We start from the raw sequence: 17,836 nt of genomic DNA on the forward strand, positions 1-17,836 counted from the left end.
ATGAGTTTGAGCAATTTCAGCTACTACCTGCGCGACTATCGCCTGTGGATGGTGATCGGTCTTATCGGCGCCGCTGGGCTGGCCAAATACGGCGAGGCGGAGGCCCGGCAGATCGGCATATGGGCGGCGATCGCGCTAGCTGCGCTGTTGGTTGTTGCGCTGATCGTCTGGATCATCAAACGGATCATGGCGCGGCGTGCAGCACGCCGCGTCGAGGCGATGGTGCAGGGCGAGGCCGACAAGGCCGTAGCCAACGCGCAGCCATCGCAGCGGGCCGATACCGAAGCACTGCGCAAGCGCATGCTGGATGCGGTGAAGCAGATCAAGACTTCGCGGATGGGCATGCTCAAGGGCAATGCCGCGCTGTACGAGCTGCCTTGGTACGTGATCATCGGTAATCCTGCCGCGGGCAAGAGCACGGCCATTCTCAACTCGGGTCTGCAGTTCCCGTTCGAGGATAGCCGCAGCAATGTGATCCAAGGCATTGGTGGTACCCGCAACTGCGATTGGTACTTCACCACCAACGGCATCGTGCTGGATACCGCAGGGCGCTACTCGGTAAGCACCGAAGACCGCATGGAGTGGCTGACCTTCCTGGGGCTGCTGAAAAAGAGCCGCCCGCGCGCGCCCATCAATGGCGTGGTCATTGCGGTCAGCATCGCCGAGCTGTCCGGCAGCAAGCCGGAATTTGCCATGGAGCTGGCCAAGAACCTGCGCCAGCGCGTGCAGGAAGTCACCGAGCAGCTGGAAGTATTTGCACCGGTGTATGTGCTGTTTACCAAGGCAGATCTGATTGCCGGCTTCAGCGAGTTTTTCGGCAACCTCGATCCGGGCGAGCGCGAGAACGTGTGGGGCGCAACTTTGCCTGCTGATGTGAAGCAACAGAGCGATGCGCTGACTGCTTTCGATACGCACTTTGATGAGCTGGCTGAAGGCATCAAGGAAATGAGCCTCACTCATATGGCAATGCAGCGCGGGCGCGAAGTATCGCCCGGCTTGCTGTCGCTGCCGTTGGAATTTGTGGGCATCAAGCCGGCGCTGCGCACCTTTATTGCGACGCTGTTTGAAGACAATCCCTATCAGTTCAAACCGGTGTTCCGTGGTTTCTACTTCAGCAGCGCGCTGCAGGAAGGGCGCTCGGTGCACCACGCTTCCGAGCGGGTTGGCCGTCAGTTTGGCCTGCAACGGGGTTCCAACGTGGATGAAGCGCCGAGCGGACAAACGGCGTTCTTCCTCAAGGATCTGTTCCGCAAGGTGATCTTTGCCGACCGCGAGCTGGTGCGGCAGTATGCAAGCCCGCATCAGAATCGCCTGCGCTATGGCGTGTTCCTCGGCGCGGTTGGCGTGCTGGCGCTTGGGCTGGGGTTATGGACCTGGTCGTACACCACCAATGCACAGCTGGTGGCCAACGCTACCAAGGATCTGGATCAGGCTGTGCGCGTGCAGAAGGACCGCATGGACCTGAAGTCACGCGTCGATGCATTGCTGCTCCTGCAGGACCGCATGGAGCAGCTGGATCGCTACAAGAAGGAGGGTGGTATCACCACCAGCCTTGGCTTGTACCAGGGTGATGCGATCCGCGAGAAGCTGCTGCGCGAGTACAACCATGGCATGCAGCAAGTGATGCTTGCGCCTACCGTAGCCAATCTTGAGAACTATCTGGGGCAGGTGGTTGCCGAGCGCGACAAGCTCGGTCAGGCCAACGCCACTGCAGCGGAAAGCGAAACGCTGTATCAGAACGCTTCGCCAACCAGTACCAACGACGCATATAACGCGCTCAAGACCTACCTGATGCTGGGCAATCCAAAGTATGTGGAAGGTGCACACCTATCGCAGCAGCTGACGCTGTTCTGGCGCAATTGGTTGGAAGCCAACCGTGGCCAGATGAGTCGCGAGGAAATGGTGCGCGCTGCCGAGAAGCTGATGACCTTCTATGTGGCGCAGGCGGGCAAGCCCGGCTGGCCAGAGGTGCAGAACAAGGTCACCTTGGTTACCGATTCGCGTCAGGCCTTGTCGGGGGTGATGAAGGGCCAGCCGGCGATGGAACGCGTGTTCGCGCAGATCAAGGCCCGCGCAGGCGCACGCTTTGGCACAGTGACCGTTGATGGCCTTGTGGGCGAGGAGCGCAATGCGCGCCTGATCAACGGCAGCTATGCCATCTCCGGTGCTTTCAGCCGCAAGGCGTGGGAAGACTATGTGCAGGACGCGATCAAGGAAGCAGCCAATACCCAGCTGAGCACCACCGACTGGGTGCTGGGGACGACCGAGCAGAGCGATCTGTCGCTGGCCGGCAGCCCGGAACACGTCTCGCGTGAGCTGGTGACCCTGTACAAGCAGGAATACGCCCGCGAATGGGCCAAGTTCGTCCAAGGCCTGAGCATTGCCGAGTTCAACACGTTTGATGAGGCCGCCGCGCGCGTCAATCGCTTGGGCGATGCTGGCAACTCGCCGCTGCGCACCTTGCTGGAAAAGATCAACGAGGAAACCATCTGGGACAACCCGCCTGCGCAGGCGCGCTCCAGCAAGTCCGGCAAGGGCTTCGTGGCCTGGTTCCAGCGCACCATCCTGCGCAAGGACCCGGCAGCCGCTGCAGCAGCGGCGCCGGTTGGGCCGATTGGCAAGGCATTTGAAGGCATCGCACGGCTGACCATGCCGCGTGGCGATCAGCCAGCGGTGATCGCGGCCTACTTCGATACGCTGGGCAAACTGCGGGCACGCTTGAATGCGATCAAGTCGCAGGGTGATGTGGGCGTTGGCGCGCGCAAGCTGATGCAGGACACCTTCAGCAATGAAGGTTCCGAGCTGAGCGTGGCGTTGGCGCTGGTCGACGAGCAGGTGTTGAATGGGCTGGACGAAAAACAGCGCGACGCATTGCGCCCGTTGTTGCTGCGTCCGCTGACACAGACGTTTACCGCCTTGGTGCCGCCTACCGAAGACGAGGTCAACAAGACCTGGAAGGCGCAGGTCTACGATCCGTTCAAGGCGCGTATTGGCTTGCAGTATCCGTTCAACCTGAACTCGGACGTGGATTCTGCCGCAAGCGACATCGCCGCCATCTTCGGTGCCAGCGGCAGCATCGCCACCTTCAACAAGGATGCGATGGGTGCCTTGGTCATCCAGCGTGGGCCCTTGCTTGAAGCGCGTCGCTGGGCTGGCATCGGCATCAACCTGTCCGCTGAGCTGGTCGCCAACTATGGCAATTGGGTCAGTGGTGCGGGCGCAGGTGCAGCGCAGGACACGACAATCTTCGAGTTGTTGCCGTCGCCTGCAACCGGTGCGGTGGAATACACCATTGAGATCGATGGCCAGCAGTTGCGTTACCGCAACACGCCGCCGCAGTGGACCACCATGCAGTACCCAAATGCTGGCCAGATTCCGGGCGTGCGGATTACCGCGGTTACCGGCGATGGACGTTCGGTAGAGGTGTTCAGTGCGCCGGGTTCCAACGGCTTCAAGCGCCTGATGTCGGAAGGTCAGTACGAGCGTCTTGATGACTCCAGCCGCATTACCTGGGAAGGTGATGGCGTCGCCGTCACCGTGGAAATGCGGGTTGTGCGCCGCGCCGGTGCCGGCTCGGATGGCAGTGATTGGCAGCGCGGCCTGCAGTTGCCGGAGAAGGTAGCCGGTGGTGCGCCTGTTGCAACCGCGGCGCCCGTTGCGCCTGCAACGCAATCACCCGCCACTGCGCCAGCGGCGCCGCAGCAAGCTGCTGGAGGTGCACGATGAATCGTGTTGTCAGTGCCGGGGTTTCCTACTTCGGAAAGGTACCGTCGCGCGGTGACTTCGTGCGCGCCGCCGACAATCACCAGCTATTGGGTTGGCTGGACCGCTGGGCCGGCGAGTCACTGGAGTTGTTGAGCCAGAGCCCGGACTGGAAACAGCGTTACGACGAGGCGCCGGAGATCAACTACGCCTTCCTCGGGTCGCGCAGCAAGATGTTGGTCTGCGGGCACTTTCTTGCCAGCCGCGATGCCTCCGAACGGCGCTTTCCGTTGCTGTCCGCCTTGCGCCTGGAGGCCCCCGAGCCGCTGCCTTTCATCGGCCGCAGCCCGTTGGCGCTGTCCAATGCATGGTCGGGGCTTGCCCGGTTGGCGCGGCAGGCCAATGAAGATGCCGATGCGACGCAGGCCCTGAGCCAGCTTGCAGAGGCCCGTTTCAGCATCAGTACGGATCCGGCCGACTACAACGCCAGCTTCCATGATTTCCTTGAAGGCACCACCATCGCCAGCTTCGAGCAGCGTCTGCGAGAGGCAGGCCATGGCGATGTGTCATTGCGGCAGGTGCTGCCGGCCTTGGGCTTGCTGTTGCAGCCTGTGTTGAGCGGTGGTGAGGTGAGCATCGACAAGGCGCTGGTGCTGCCGCTGGTACGCGATCCAGCGTATCGGCCGCTGGTCGCTGCGTTCTGGCTGGACCTGGTTTCCAGCTTCGTCAGCCGCGGCGACTTTGAGCTGGCGGTGCTGATCCGCAACGACGCCATACCGAACATGGTCATCGGCTTCAATGGCGCTGATCGCATGGTGCTGCGCGCGGCATTGGATCCGTCCGAGGCTGGTGACTATCTGATTCATCTGCAGCACTCGGAGTGGGTGGACGACTACCTGCACGGCGACTACAACTTGAACCGCTTCGGCAGCTTCCTTGAGCGTGACGATCTTGCATTGGTCACCGCGCGTCGGCTGTTTGGCGAGACTTTCCTGGGAACCTGACGATGCATTTGTTCAACGTTACTTATCTCGCCGCGTTGTTGTTGGCGGCAACGCCGGTCTTCGCACAGACCGCTGCGCCCGCAGCTGCAGCAACGCCCGCTGCCGCTGAGCGACCGGTGGTGATCGAGGGTGTTGTGCCCGATCAGGCCACCAAGGCCAAGCTGCTCAATAATCTGCGTGCTGTCTATGGCGCGGAGCGTGTGGTTGATCGCATCCAGGTCGAGAGCATCGCTACGCCGCCCAATTGGGGCGACTACGTGGCAGGCATGATCAACACCGGGCTCAAGCGCGTTTCTCCCGGCAAGCTCGAAGTCAACGGGCAGTCGGTGCGCGTCACTGGCGAGGTTGCCAATGAGGCGTTGCGTCAGCAGGTGGCCAGCGATCTCAGCTTGGCCAGCAATACCAGCTATACGGTCAGCAATGCCTTGAAGGTGGGCTCACAACAAGGCGTGCTGGATCAGACCCTGGCCAACCGCATCATCGAGTTCCAGAGTGGCAGCGCCAAGCTCACGCCGTTCGGTATGAGCATCCTCGATGAGATGGTCGTCAAGATGGCACAGATGCCGGACAGTCGTTTCCTGATCATTGGCCACACCGACAACGTGGGGCAGCGTGAGTCCAATCTGTCGCTGAGTCATGCACGCGCGGCGGCGGTGAAGAGCTACATGATGTCCAAGGGCATTCCGAACACGCATATGGACGTGCTCGGCAAGGGTCCGGACGAGCCGGTAGCGGACAACACCAGCAATGACGGCCGTGCGCGCAACCGTCGTATCGAGTTCAAGATCCAGTAAGCGCGCGGCGTCGGCGCTGAAAAGAAAACGACGGGCTTACAGCCCGTCGTTGTCGTTTTTGACATCGAGCATTTCTTCCATCTGCTCGAGTGTGGTGTGGTCCTTGATGACCCGCTTCAGCCAAACATGCAGTGGCATCTCGCCCCAGCTGGCAGCCTTTTCGGCCAGATAGGCCACCGGGCTGTGCGGCTCGGTGCGGCGGAAGAACTCGGCTACCTGACGCAGCTGTGCCAGGGCTTCCTTGCGGCTGGTCGGGGCACCGGCAGGGCCGCGCGGTGCGGAACCGCTGACTGCCGGTTCGGCGCTGGCAGCGGTCGGCGTGTAGAACGTGTCGCTGTGCTCATCAGCCGTGTCGTCGACTTCACCATCAAGCAACATGCCGGCTTCGCGCGCAAAACGCCGAACCGTGCGCTGCAGGTGATCCAGCTGCTCGCGTACCGAGCTGAAACTGGGGCCGTCCATGCCCAAGCGGCTGTCCACTGCGGCCTGCAGTTCATCCAGCGCCAGGCTGCAATCGGGCAGGGCGGCTACCAGCTGGCGGTAGACATCGTGCGAGGTGCTGCGTCGTGCAGCTTCCAGGGTGTCGAGGCTGGGGCGGCCGTCGGCTTGATCGCCGCTGTTGGCATGCGCATGCTCGAAGTCGGCCAGGCTGAAGCGGCCCTGTGGTGCGACCGCAATGGGTATCGCGCGCAGCCATTGCGAGGTATTGGTCAACAACCAGCTCAGGTTGCCGATGCGCTCCTCGTAGTCGCCGTCCTGCGCTAGCGGATGCACGTCATCCCAATAGCGCTCGCACAGTCCTGCGGTCACCCGGAAGCCAGCAGCGAGGCCCGGGAAGCCCTCCTGCTGGGTCGCGGCCTCGCACAGCCAGCCGGCCAGCCGCAGGTCTTTGGTACGGGTCAACAGCAACTGGTTGCAATCGCGTAGCACGCTGCCCCAGTCGGCATATTTGATGTCGGTCTGCCACGCCCCTTGGTCCAGTGTGGGGTCGTCGGCGCGACGGTTTTCGATGATCCGATCAAACTCAACCGAGAACGACAGGTCTTCACCGGTCGCCGCGTGTCCGTCAATCGGGGCCAGCAGGGCATCCTGATCCAGCATGGCAAATCTCATTGTGGGTTACCCGCGGATTCTAGCGCGGCTACGGGTAGAAGAATGTAGAGGTCGGTTGCAAGCTGGCGCGGTGTTGGCATATCGCAACTACGCGGGTCTTTGTTCGGACATGAAATGGCAGCTGAAAAGCGCATGTGCCGGTGCAAAGAGAGCCGTTGGATGGCTGGCGCTATGGCCGTCGCGCTTGAGCGTACTGCCTGCAACCAGCACGTGTGTCGTAACGCAGAATGCACAACGGGCAGGCCAAAGGCCTGCCCGTTGTGTTTAAAGTCGGATCAGTCCGCTCAGCCCAGAATGCCAGGCAGGTCCAATCCCTTTTCCTTGGCACAGTCGATGGCGATGTCATAGCCGGCATCGGCGTGACGCATCACTCCGGTACCCGGATCATTCCACAGCACCCGCGCGATGCGCTGATCTGCAGCTTCGCTGCCGTCGCAGACGATGACCACGCCGGAGTGCTGCGAGTAACCCATGCCAACACCGCCGCCGTGGTGCAGGCTTACCCAGGTAGCGCCACCGGCGACATTGAGCATGGCGTTGAGCAGCGGCCAATCGGAGACTGCATCGGAGCCGTCCTTCATCGATTCGGTTTCACGGTTGGGCGAGGCGACGCTGCCGCTGTCCAGGTGATCGCGACCGATCACCACCGGCGCGCTCAGTTCGCCATTGCGCACCATCTCGTTGAAGGCCAGGCCGAGCTTGTGGCGCAAGCCCAGGCCAACCCAGCAGATACGCGCTGGCAGGCCCTGGAAGGCAATGCGCTCACGTGCCATGTCCAACCAGCGGTGCAGGTTTGGATCATCGGCGATGATTTCCTTGACCTTGGCGTCGGTCTTGTAGATGTCCTCCGGGTCGCCGCTCAGCGCCACCCAACGGAACGGACCGATGCCGCGGCAGAACAGCGGGCGTACATAGGCCGGCACGAAACCGGGGAAATCGAAGGCGCTCTTCAAGCCCTCGTCGAACGCCATCTGACGGATGTTGTTGCCGTAGTCGACGGTTGGAATTCCGGCGGCATGGAAGGCAAGCATGGCTTCCACGTGCACGCGCATCGCGGCCTTGGCGGCATCGCGGACCTTCTCCGGATTGGCCTGCTGTTCGGCCAGCCATTGCTCCACGCTCCAGCCGATCGGCAGGTAGCCGTGCACCGGATCGTGGGCGCTGGTCTGGTCGGTGACGCAGTCTGGACGCACGCCACGACGTACCAGTTCCGGCAGGATTTCGGCGGCATTGCCGAGCAGGGCAATCGACTTGGCTTCACCGCTGGCGGTGTACTTGGCGATGCGTGCCAGTGCATCGTCGATGTCGGTGGCCTGTTCGTCGACATAGCGGGTACGCAGTCGGAAGTCGATGCTGCTCTGGCGGCATTCGATGGTCAGGCTGCTGGCGCCGGCCAGCGACGCGGCCAGCGGTTGTGCGCCACCCATGCCGCCCAGACCGGCGGTGAGGATCCACTTGCCGGTCAGGCTGCCGCCGTAATGCTGGCGACCCATTTCCACGAAAGTCTCGTAGGTGCCCTGGACGATGCCCTGGCTGCCGATGTAGATCCAGCTGCCGGCGGTCATCTGCCCGTACATCATCAAGCCCTTCTTATCGAGCTCGTTGAAGTGCTCCCAGTTGGCCCAATGTGGCACCAGGTTGGAGTTGGCGATCAGCACGCGCGGTGCATCTGGGTGGGTGGGGAACACGCCAACCGGCTTGCCGGATTGCACCAGCAGGGTCTGGTTGTCGTCCAGGCGCTGCAGGGTTTCCAGAATCTTGTCGTAGCTTTCCCAGTCGCGTGCGGCACGGCCGATGCCGCCGTAGACCACCAGCGAGGTCGGGTCTTCGGCAACTTCTGCATCGAGGTTGTTCTGCAACATGCGGAACGGCGCTTCGGTCTGCCATGACTTGCAGTTGAGCGTGTTGCCGCGCGGTGCGCGCGGGTTGCGGGTGGGGTCGTGGCGGGTCATGCATTTCTCCTGGTAGCAAATTCCAGACAAGCGCCGAGCACTTGCTGCAAGGTGTTGCGGACGGGGGTAGCGAGTTCGGGGTCGTAGGGAGTGGGCCAGCTGTGCTCGTCCACGTCTTCAGGTGCGGGTTCGTGCATGTAGCCACGGCAGCCCAACTCCATCTGCAAGGTGTGCACGCCGTTGGCGGTGTTGCTGTAGTGCCGGGTGATCCAGCCACCCTTGAAGCGACCGTTGCGCACGTGGGACATGCTGCTCATTGCGCACAGGTTTTCGACTACGTCGGTGAGTGCGTTGTCGCAGGAGGTATCCGGCGCGCCGCTGGGGCCGGCGCTGCCGATGTTGAACTGCGGTAGCTCACCGTCGAACAGATGCGGGATCAGCGAGCGGATGGAGTGCGCGTCGTAGACCACTACAGTGTCGTGTTGAGCGCGCAGGCGCGCGATTTCGCCAGCCAGTGCCGCGTGGTAGGGGTCGAACCAGGTCTCGCGTCGATACTGGATTTCTGCTTCGTCGGGTTCGTGCCCGGTGCGGTATAGCGGCTGATTGTCGAAGGTGGTGAGCGGGCACAGGCCGGTGGTGTTCTGCCCGGGATACAGCGAGACACCGGACGGATCGCGGTTTACGTCGATCAGCGAGCGCGAGATGGCGGTGCGCACGGTGGTGGCGCCCAATGCCTTGGCGAAGGCGTAGAGCTCGTGCACCCACCAGTCGGCATCGCGGCGTGCCAGCCACGGCGATACAAAATGGCCGACACGCGATGCCGGCAGTTCGGTGCCGGTATGCGGAAAGCTGACGATCAGCGGAGCGTGACCATGGTGAATCTGCAGCCAGTCAGTGGAGTTCGTCATGGGGATTCCTGGGGCATGGCGGGCTTTGTTCTTCCCTCGCTAGCGGGGGAAGATGCCCGAAGGGCAGAAGGGGGCGCTTTACACGGTGAAGGTCAAAAGCTCCCCTCATCCGGCGCTGCGCGCCACCTTCTCCCGCAGGCGGGTCAAGGGGGCGCGTCGCGACTTGCGGTGAATTGAGCCTGGTCTGACAGATTGCAGAGCCGCTTGCTGTTGCCTCTCCCGCTCGCGGGAGAGGATGCCCGAAGGGCAGCTGAGGGCGCTCTTTGCGATAGCGCCCCAGCGCTAGCCAGCAGCTCTGCATACTCTTGAATCAGGCCTTGTCCTTCACATCAACGCCCGGCAACTGCACTGCCAAGCCAGCCGTCAACGCACCAGCCCGCACCAACGCGGTCGCAGCAACCATGTCCGGATGGAAGTAACGATCGTCTACCAGGGTCGGCACCTGCGCGCGCAAGGTCGAACGCACCTGCTCGAGCGGTGAACTCGAACGCAGCGGTGCATGGAAGTCGCAGCCCTGGCCCGCAGCAAGCAGTTCGATACCAATGACGTTGGCGGCGTTCTCAGCCATGGCGATCAAACGACGTGCACCATGCGCCGCCATCGATACATGATCTTCCTGGTTGGCCGAGGTCGGGATCGAGTCGACGCTGGCCGGGTAGGCGCGCTGCTTGTTCTCCGACACCAGCGCCGCTGCGGTGACTTGCGGAATCATGAAGCCGGAGTTCAAGCCCGGCTTCGGGGTCAGGAAGGCCGGCAGGCCAGAGAGTGCCGGGTCCACCAGCATCGCGGTGCGGCGCTCACTGATGGAGCCGATCTCGCAGATCGCCATCGCCAGCATGTCTGCCGCAAAAGCCACCGGCTCGGCATGGAAGTTGCCGCCGCTCAGCGCTTCGCCGGTATCGGTGAACACCAGCGGGTTGTCGGAGACGCCATTGGCTTCAATTTCCAGCGTGGTAGCTGCTTGACGCATCACATCCAGCGCCGCACCCATTACCTGCGGCTGACAGCGCAGGCAGTACGGATCCTGCACGCGCACGTCGTTGTCGCGATGCGATTCGCGGATCGCCGAGCCCTGCATCAGCTCGCGCAGCACAGCGGCGGTGACAATCTGCCCACGCTGACCACGGATGCTGTGGATACGCGGATCAAATGGCGTATCCGAGCCCTTGGCTGCTTCCACCGACAAGGCGCCGGTGACCAGTGCGGCCTGGAAGACCACTTCGATTTCAAACAGACCAGCCAGTGCGTAGGCAGTCGAGTACTGGGTGCCGTTGAGCAGCGCCAGACCTTCCTTCGCGCCCAGCACCAGCGGTTGCAGGTCGACCTGCTTGAAGGCCGCTTCGGCCGACATGCGCACGCCGCCGACAAAGGCTTCGCCAACACCAATCATCACGCTGGCCAGATGCGACAGCGGCGCGAGGTCGCCGGAAGCGCCAACCGAACCCTGGCAGGGCACAACCGGAACCACGTCCTTCTGCAGCATCGCTTCCAGCAGCGCCAGCGTCTGCGGACGGATGCCCGAGGCGCCCTGGGCCAGGCTGGTCAGCTTCAGCGCCATCATCAGCCGCACTACGTTGGCCGGCATCGGCTCGCCTACACCGGCGGCATGCGACAGCACGATATTGCGCTGCAAGGTTTCCAGATCCTCACGCTCGATGCGAACGCTGGCCAGCTTGCCGAAGCCGGTATTGATGCCATACACCGGTTCGCCCTTGGCGACGATGGCATCCACCACCTGTGCGCTGCGCAGAACCGCCGCTTGCGACGATTCGTCCAGGCGCACATTGGCGCCGCGGTAGATCTGCCGCCATTGCGCCAACGGAACGTGGCCGGGGAGGAGGGTCAAGGTAGTGCTCATGCATGCTCCAGCAGTGCGAGGTTCAAAGTACGAGATTCAACGTGGGAGATTGAAGCGGGGAGATTCAAACGGTTTGCCCGCGCCAGACGCGGGCATGCAAAGGATTGAAGCCGATCCGATAAACCAGGTCGGCGGGGGCGTCGATGTCCCAGATGGCGAGATCGCACTCCATGCCGGCCACCAGCTTGCCGACACGATTGGCGCGGCCCAGTGCGCGCGCAGCTTCGCGGGTGAAGCCGGCGATGCACTCGGCCACGGTCATGCGGAACAAGGTGGCACCCATGTTCATCGTCAACAGCGGACTGGTCAGCGGCGAGGTGCCGGGGTTGCTGTCGGTGGCCAAGGCCATCGGTACGCCTGCATCACGCAGGCCCTGGATGGGCGGCAACACGGTCTCGCGGGTGAAGTAGTAAGCGCCGGGTAGCAGCACGGCGACGGTGCCAGCCGCGCGCATCGCAGCAATGCCAGCTTCGTCCAGGTGTTCGATATGGTCGGCGGACAGCGCGCCATTGTGCGCAGCCAATTCCGCACCGTGCTGGTTGGACAGCTGCTCGGCGTGGATCTTGATTGCCAGGCCGTGTTGCTTGGCGGCGTCAAAAACCTGTTGTGCCTGCGCTGGCGAGAACGCGATGTTCTCGCAGAAAATATCGACCGCTTCAGCCAATCCTTCGGCCGCGATGGCGGGAATCATCACTGCACAGACTTCGTTGATATAAGCCTGTGCCTCGTGGCCGGGTGGCACTGCATGTGCACCAAGAAAGGTCGGCACGATCTCCACCTTGCGCATTACGCCCAACTCACGCGCAACGCGCAGCTGCTTGCGTTCGTCGGCCAGGGTCAGGCCGTAGCCGGATTTGATCTCGATGGTGGTGATGCCTTCGGCCAGCATTGCATCGAGCCGAGGCAGGCTGGCCTTGATCAAGGCATCGTCATCGGCAAGGCGGGTCGCGCTGACGGTGGAAACGATGCCGCCACCAGCCTTGGCGATCTGCGCATAGCTCACGCCCTGCAGACGCTGTTCGAACTCACCTGCGCGGTTGCCGGCATAGACCAGGTGGGTATGGCAGTCGATCAAGCCGGGGCTGATCCAACGGCCATTGCAGTCGATGCGGCTATCGGCTTCAAATACAGGGGCATCTGCAGCAGGGCCGACATGCAGGATGCGGCCGTCGCGGGCGGCGATCACGCCGTCGCGGATGCTGCCCAGTCCGCCCGAGGCGTTGTCCAGGGTCATCAGGTTGGCGTTATGCCATAGCGTGTCGCAGCGCATTGTCCCTCTCCGTGCCTATTTGTATATACAATAACGGTGACCATCGGAGAGTGTCCAGTGACAACGATCAAGCCGGCCCCAACTGTTCGTTTCCATGCTGCCCAAGCCTTGTTGCCGCAGGGCTGGGCGCAGGATGTGCGTATCGACAGCGTCGCCGGTGTGATCACGGCGGTGGCTGCTGGTGAAGTCTGGGACGGCCAGTCGCAGCGTCTGGACGTGGTGGTGCCTGGCTTGGGCAATCTGCACAGCCATGCCTTCCAGCGCGCGATGGCAGGGCTGACCGAGGTTGGAGGGCGCTCGGGCGACAGCTTCTGGAGCTGGCGTGAGCTGATGTACCGGTTCCTGGACCGGCTTGATCCGGACACCTTCCAGGCCATCGCCGCGCAGGCCTACATGGAAATGCTGGAAAGCGGTTTCACCCGCGTCGGCGAGTTCCATTATCTGCATCACACCGAGAACGGCAGCCGTTACGCCGATCACGCCGAGATGTCGGTCCGGGTTGCAGCAGCTGCGGATGAAACCGGTCTGGGTCTGACCTTGCTGCCGGTGTTCTACGCACACAGTGATTTTGGCGGGGCCGCCCCGACCCCCGCGCAGCGACGCTTTCTGCATGACATCGATGGTTTTGCGGACTTGTTGGGAGGTTGCAAGCGGGCGCTGGCAGATACGCCAGATGCGGTGCTTGGCCTGGCACCGCACAGCCTGCGTGCGAGCACGCCGGAAGAATTGCAGGCGCTGGTCGCGTTGGCGCCGGGCCCGATCCATATCCATATCGCAGAACAGACCCGTGAAGTGGACGCCTGCCTGGCCTGGAGCGGCCAACGACCGGTCGAGTGGCTGTACGCCAATGCCGCCGTCGATGCGCGCTGGTGTCTGGTCCACGCCACCCACGTCAACGACAAGGAAGTGCAGTTGATGGCGGCCAGTGGCGCGGTGGTGGGCCTGTGCCCGATCACCGAGGCCAATCTGGGCGACGGCCTGTTCCCGATGCGCGAGTTCGTACAGGTCGGCGGTCGCTTCGGTGTGGGTTCCGATTCCAATGTGTTGATCGATGCAGCCGAGGAGCTGCGTCTGCTCGAATACGGCCAGCGTCTGCAGCTGCGCGGGCGCAATGTGCTCTCACCTGGCGACCTGTCCAGCGGCCGCTGGCTCTATCAGCAGGCTGGCGAGGGTGGCGCACAGGCATTGGGCGTGCAGGCCGGTTTGAGTGTGGGCGCTGCCGCCGACCTGCTGGAACTGGATGCCCAGCATCCGGCCATGCTCAACCGCAGTGGCGACGCTTTGCTTGACAGCTGGCTGTTCGCCGCACGTAATGGCGCCCTTCGCAGCGTCTGGCGCAACGGCCGGGCCGTGGTCCGCGATGGTCGCCACGTGAACCGCGATGCGATCAACGCGCGTTACCGTGCCGCGCTTGCGCGGATACTGGGCTAAGGTCCGGTATCAACCAGACGCCGTCTCTTTCAGGAAACCCGAGTGAAGGGCAAGAAAGCTCCCACCCTTAATCACCGCATCCGCAGTGACATCGAAGGCCGCATCCTCAGCGGCGAATGGGAGCCTGGCTTCCGTATTCCGTTTGAGCACGAGTTGATGGAGCAGTACGGCTGCTCGCGGATGACGGTGAACAAAGTGCTCACCGCGCTGGCCGAGAGCGGCATGATCGAGCGCCGCCGTCGCGCCGGTTCGTTCGTTGCACGGCAGCCACCGCATCTTGAGCAGGTGGCACTGGAGATTCCCGATATCGAGGTGGCGGTCACTGATCGCGGCCACGAATATGGCTTCCAGCTGCTGGAGCGCGCGCATCGCAAGGCCAGGGAAACCTTGGCTGAAGAGCTGCTGCTGGTAGGCGAGGGCAAGCTGCTGGCGATGCGCTGCCTGCACCTGGCCGACGGCAAGCCGCTGGCGTTGGAGCGCCGCCTGATCAATCCCGAAGCGGTACCGGAAACCCTGAAAGTGGATTTCTCCATCCATGCGCCGGGCAGCTGGCTGCTGCAGAACGTGTCATGGACACGCGGCCAGCACCGCATCAGTGCGGTGGCCGCAACCGCCGATGAAGCTGCACTGTTGAAGGTGCCGGTGGGCACGGCCTGCTTGGTCATCGACCGGCAGACCTGGCGCGGCGAGCTGCCCATCACCTGGGTGCGGCAGATGTTCCTCGGCGACGCCTACGACCTGATTGCCCGCTTTGCGCCGGGCGCACGCTGATTCTACGCGTCTGATTCAACCCGTCTCATTCAACGTCCAGCCAAGCCGGTGGCTTGGCTGGATGCCGCTGTTGCTCAGATCGTGCTGCACTGCCGCCAGCGGACCGGCTCATTCACGCCCGGGCGCGGGTTGAGCTGCACCCGGGTGGTGCGCAGCGCGGGGTAGCGCTGCAGCTGCTGGCAGATCAGCGGCCATACCTGGGCATCATCGCCACTGCGTTCGACCGAGAGCGTGGAGCGGGTCAACCAGATACCGCTGACCACGCCAGAGGTAGCGGCCAGGGATTTTGAAACGGATTGCTGGTAGCGCAGCAAGGTAGCAGCGTCCGGATCCTGGACCAGATCGCCCGGGTGAGGGGCGCTCTTGGCTGCAGCGGTGGCCGCAGGTTTGGCCGTGCCCGGCTCAGTGGCAGGCTCGGCTGCAGCCGGAGCTGCTGATTCGGCAGCGGGTTCGGCGACAACGCGCGGCGCCGTGGCGATCGGCGCAGTTGCTGGGGGATCTCCTTGCATGGTCATGTAGCCCATGCCGGCCAGCAGGCCCAACGTGACTGCTGCCAAGCCAGCAATACCGGTGTGCCGAACGGCTTCGCGGCGGGCGATTCCGGTAACGGTCTCGCGTGTTTCGGTGGGCATATAAGGCTTGAGCAGCTCCCACAACTGGCGCGCATCGATGACTTCTATCGAATGCTTTTCCGCCTCGACCAGACCGTCGCGTTCAACATGACCCTCGGTGATCAGCAGGCCGCCAACGGCGCCGGTGAGGCTGATCGCCGATGCCAGTTCGTGGATCGCGCCAGCATCGAAGCGATAGGCGCGGCCGTGCTTGCACGACACCAACCAACGCTGGCCGTCACGCTGCAGCAGGAAATCGCTGCTGGTGCCGCGGTCGTTTTCTTCGGCATCGGTGAGCGGGTGTAGATCGCGCTGTTCGGCCATGGCTTGATGCACGATGCGGGAAAACTCGCGCCAACGCATGCCGGCCAGTGCCGCCAGACCATGCTGACGCTCGGTTTGACGACGGGCGACCAGCCACAGGTATACCGAAGCCAGGCCCCACAAAAGCAATGCAAGCAACAGGGCCAAAATCCACGAAAACATCGACATACCTGTAAAGCTCAGACAAGGGGCCCAGTCTATCTTCCCTGATGACCGTAAGAGCAGGCTGACTTCGCCTTTTTTGAGCTGCGCCTGCGAATTAATCTGCAGGCGTGGTGGTCGGCCAGTAATGGCTGTCTGGTAGCGCCCGTGCACCAAAAATGGCCTGGCCGACCCGGACCACGCTGGCGCCTTCCTCGATGGCTATCTCGAAGTCCCCGGACATGCCCATCGACAGCTCGTCCAGCGCGATGTTGGCTGGTGCGTGCTGACGCAACTGATCGCGCAACTCACGCAGGCGGACGAAGCAGGCCCGGACCTGCTCGGGCTCGGCGGAGAACAGGGCCAGGGTCATCAGGCCGCGGACCCGCAACGCGCCGGAGCGCGGCAAGGCCTGCAGGAAATCGGCAACCGCGTCGGGAGCCAGCCCGTACTTGCTGGCCTCGTTGGAGCTGTTTACCTGGACGAACACGTCCAGCGAGCGGCCTTCGGCCTGCAGCCGACGCTCCAGGGTTTCGGCCAGGCGCAGGCTGTCCAAGGCCTGGAATTCGTCGGCGAAGCGCGCCACCAGCTTGGCCTTGTTGGTCTGCAGGTGGCCGATGACCGACCAGCGCAGGTCGCCCAGATCCTGCATGGCCTCCCATTTGTGGTGCGCTTCCTGCACTTTGTTCTCGCCGAGCAGGCGGCAGCCGGCCTGATAGGCCAGACGGATATGCGCTTCGTCGATGGTTTTGCTGACCGGCAACAGGCGCACGCTGGCAGGGTCGCGGCCGACGCGCTGGCAGGCCGCAGCGATCCGCTCGCGGACCAGCCCCAGATTGTGGCGGAAGTCATCCACAGTCTCGGCGCGCGGGTAGTGGCCGTGCAGGGCGTGACGGGTCTGGGTGCCGGAATCAGCGTCCGGGTGCGGGGTTTGCATGCGTGCCTCCAGCGATTGCGTCCGCCGCCTGATGCTGCGGAAGCGGCGCGGTTAACAGCGGATTATCGCTCGCTGGCAGGTTCGAAACCCGGCATCTGGCGGCCTGGACAAATCGCAGGCATGAAAAACCCGCCATCCGATGCCGTGAGGGGAGGGAGACTTACGGCGCGGTACTGCTGGCGGGTAGGTTGATTCTTACGCAAGCATTGCTGCTTTGCAACATTACTGATCTTCAGCTTGTTGCTCATCGTGGGCGGCGCGGCTTTCAGCGCGGGTAAGCCGGCGGTTGAGGGCGTCGAGGCGATCGTTCAGCGCCTCGATATCCGAACGCGAGGGGATGTCCATGCGCCGCAGCACGCTGTGCACCCGGTCTTCAAACGATTTTTCGACCTTGTCCCAAGTGTCGGCGGCGCGCTCACGGGCCTGGCCCAGGGTGTTCTCCACGGTGTCGCGCAGGCTTTCGCCATTGCGCGATTGCTCACGGGAGCGGGCTTCGGTGTTCTGGCCTTCCTTGACCAGGGTTTCGAACAGCTTGCTGCCTTCGGCCTGTGCACGCGATAGCGCACCCAAGCCGGCCAGCCATACCTGCTGCGCCGACTCGGTCACCTTTTTGGTCAAACGCTCGGCCTGGCCTTGCGCGCCAATGCTGTCGTCCTCGTCTTCCGGGCGTTGCTCGTACGTGGTCATGACGATGCTCCTATGCGGGGTTGAAGAGTCCAGCTACACCGTAACGGCTTGGCGGCTTGAGTTGTGTGACGGGGCCAGCTCAGCCGAGCTTGTCAGTCAGCACGCGTTGAATTTCAGATTCCACCATGCCCTTCATTGCCGACAGCAGGAAACCCAGCTCGGCCTTGACCCGCACAGCGCCCGGCAACAGCTCGATGGCACCGTCCACGCCGGAACGGTTGAAGTGCAGCACCGGGCCGTCCCAGCGGGTGACCACGTCGAAGCGTTCCTGCAGTTTCTCAGCGACTTCGGCAATGGCGGTGCGCGCCTTGTCATCGGACAGGGAATGGGGGTGCTGGATATCAATATTGGACATGGCGTGTGGCCTGAACTGCTGTTTGTAAGAAAGATGCG

Annotated in this window: 14 protein-coding genes; 5 read left to right on the forward strand and 9 right to left on the reverse strand. The window is 63.0% G+C overall.

The window, feature by feature from the left end:
- Genes tssM through ACVOMB_RS03500 form a run of 3 tightly spaced genes read left to right on the forward strand, consistent with a single transcriptional unit; the run spans position 1 to position 5,500 of the window.
- Positions 1-3,726, forward strand: coding sequence for a type VI secretion system membrane subunit TssM (gene tssM, locus ACVOMB_RS03490; RefSeq protein ID WP_481529895.1), 3,726 nt, complete (start codon positions 1-3; stop codon positions 3,724-3,726).
- Positions 3,723-4,706 (forward strand): type VI secretion system-associated protein TagF, encoded by a 984-nt coding sequence (tagF, locus tag ACVOMB_RS03495; RefSeq protein ID WP_481529896.1) that lies wholly within the window; start codon positions 3,723-3,725, stop codon positions 4,704-4,706. The genes tssM and tagF overlap by 4 nt, the downstream gene beginning before the upstream one ends.
- Before the next feature lie 2 nt (positions 4,707-4,708).
- Positions 4,709-5,500 (forward strand): OmpA family protein, encoded by a 792-nt coding sequence (locus tag ACVOMB_RS03500; protein WP_481529897.1) that lies wholly within the window; start codon positions 4,709-4,711, stop codon positions 5,498-5,500.
- A gap of 36 nt (positions 5,501-5,536) precedes the next feature.
- On the opposite strand, the gene tssA is transcribed toward ACVOMB_RS03500, so the two are convergent.
- From tssA to hutI, 5 genes are all read right to left on the reverse strand, one after another.
- Positions 5,537-6,601: a type VI secretion system protein TssA gene (tssA, locus tag ACVOMB_RS03505; RefSeq protein ID WP_481529898.1), complete on the reverse strand. Its 1,065-nt coding sequence runs from the start codon at positions 6,599-6,601 to the stop codon at positions 5,537-5,539.
- Positions 6,602-6,897: 296 nt separating this feature from the next.
- Positions 6,898-8,565, reverse strand: coding sequence for a urocanate hydratase (gene hutU / locus ACVOMB_RS03510; protein WP_481529899.1), 1,668 nt, complete (start codon positions 8,563-8,565; stop codon positions 6,898-6,900).
- Positions 8,562-9,413, reverse strand: a complete 852-nt coding sequence (hutG, locus tag ACVOMB_RS03515; protein WP_481529900.1) for an N-formylglutamate deformylase — start codon at positions 9,411-9,413, stop codon at positions 8,562-8,564. The genes hutU and hutG overlap by 4 nt, the downstream gene beginning before the upstream one ends.
- A 310-nt stretch (positions 9,414-9,723) precedes the next feature.
- Positions 9,724-11,271 (reverse strand): histidine ammonia-lyase, encoded by a 1,548-nt coding sequence (hutH, locus tag ACVOMB_RS03520; protein WP_481529901.1) that lies wholly within the window; start codon positions 11,269-11,271, stop codon positions 9,724-9,726.
- 64 nt (positions 11,272-11,335) lie between these two features.
- Positions 11,336-12,541, reverse strand: coding sequence for an imidazolonepropionase (hutI, locus tag ACVOMB_RS03525; protein WP_481529902.1), 1,206 nt, complete (start codon positions 12,539-12,541; stop codon positions 11,336-11,338).
- 66 nt (positions 12,542-12,607) lie between these two features.
- On the opposite strand from hutI, the gene ACVOMB_RS03530 reads away from it, so the two are divergent.
- Positions 12,608-13,972: a formimidoylglutamate deiminase gene (locus ACVOMB_RS03530; RefSeq protein WP_481529934.1), complete on the forward strand. Its 1,365-nt coding sequence runs from the start codon at positions 12,608-12,610 to the stop codon at positions 13,970-13,972.
- Between the two features lie 42 nt (positions 13,973-14,014).
- Positions 14,015-14,743, forward strand: a complete 729-nt coding sequence (gene hutC, locus ACVOMB_RS03535) for a histidine utilization repressor (protein WP_481529903.1) — start codon at positions 14,015-14,017, stop codon at positions 14,741-14,743.
- 74 nt (positions 14,744-14,817) lie between these two features.
- Here the strand turns inward: hutC and ACVOMB_RS03540 are convergent, their stop codons facing one another.
- From ACVOMB_RS03540 to ACVOMB_RS03555, 4 genes are all read right to left on the reverse strand, one after another.
- Positions 14,818-15,840, reverse strand: a complete 1,023-nt coding sequence (locus ACVOMB_RS03540; RefSeq protein ID WP_481529904.1) for a restriction endonuclease — start codon at positions 15,838-15,840, stop codon at positions 14,818-14,820.
- Between the two features lie 97 nt (positions 15,841-15,937).
- Complete coding sequence (locus tag ACVOMB_RS03545; protein ID WP_481529905.1) at positions 15,938-16,756, reverse strand: YggS family pyridoxal phosphate-dependent enzyme; 819 nt, start codon at positions 16,754-16,756, stop codon at positions 15,938-15,940.
- Between the two features lie 222 nt (positions 16,757-16,978).
- Positions 16,979-17,443 (reverse strand): phasin family protein, encoded by a 465-nt coding sequence (locus tag ACVOMB_RS03550; protein ID WP_481529906.1) that lies wholly within the window; start codon positions 17,441-17,443, stop codon positions 16,979-16,981.
- Positions 17,444-17,522: 79 nt separating this feature from the next.
- A complete protein-coding gene (locus ACVOMB_RS03555) occupies positions 17,523-17,798 on the reverse strand; it encodes a polyhydroxyalkanoic acid system family protein (protein WP_481511312.1) in 276 nt (91 codons plus the stop codon).
- Positions 17,799-17,836 lie beyond the last annotated feature (38 nt).

The organism is Stenotrophomonas sp. STEN018, from assembly GCF_056760235.1.

Bases quoted from the DNA above. Each gene is read 5' to 3' on its own strand.
- tssA (WP_481529898.1), bottom strand. From the start codon at position 6,601: ATGCTGGATCAGGATGCCCTGCTGGCCCCGATTGACGGACACGCGGCG.
- hutU (WP_481529899.1), bottom strand. From the start codon at position 8,565: ATGACCCGCCACGACCCCACCCGCAACCCGCGCGCACCGCGCGGCAAC.
- hutI (WP_481529902.1), bottom strand. From the start codon at position 12,541: ATGCGCTGCGACACGCTATGGCATAACGCCAACCTGATGACCCTGGAC.
- tagF (WP_481529896.1), top strand. From the start codon at position 3,723: ATGAATCGTGTTGTCAGTGCCGGGGTTTCCTACTTCGGAAAGGTACCG.
- ACVOMB_RS03540 (WP_481529904.1), bottom strand. From the start codon at position 15,840: ATGTTTTCGTGGATTTTGGCCCTGTTGCTTGCATTGCTTTTGTGGGGC.
- ACVOMB_RS03500 (WP_481529897.1), top strand. From the start codon at position 4,709: ATGCATTTGTTCAACGTTACTTATCTCGCCGCGTTGTTGTTGGCGGCA.
- tssM (WP_481529895.1), top strand. From the start codon at position 1: ATGAGTTTGAGCAATTTCAGCTACTACCTGCGCGACTATCGCCTGTGG.
- ACVOMB_RS03550 (WP_481529906.1), bottom strand. From the start codon at position 17,443: ATGACCACGTACGAGCAACGCCCGGAAGACGAGGACGACAGCATTGGC.
- hutH (WP_481529901.1), bottom strand. From the start codon at position 11,271: ATGAGCACTACCTTGACCCTCCTCCCCGGCCACGTTCCGTTGGCGCAA.
- ACVOMB_RS03545 (WP_481529905.1), bottom strand. From the start codon at position 16,756: ATGCAAACCCCGCACCCGGACGCTGATTCCGGCACCCAGACCCGTCAC.
- ACVOMB_RS03555 (WP_481511312.1), bottom strand. From the start codon at position 17,798: ATGTCCAATATTGATATCCAGCACCCCCATTCCCTGTCCGATGACAAG.
- hutG (WP_481529900.1), bottom strand. From the start codon at position 9,413: ATGACGAACTCCACTGACTGGCTGCAGATTCACCATGGTCACGCTCCG.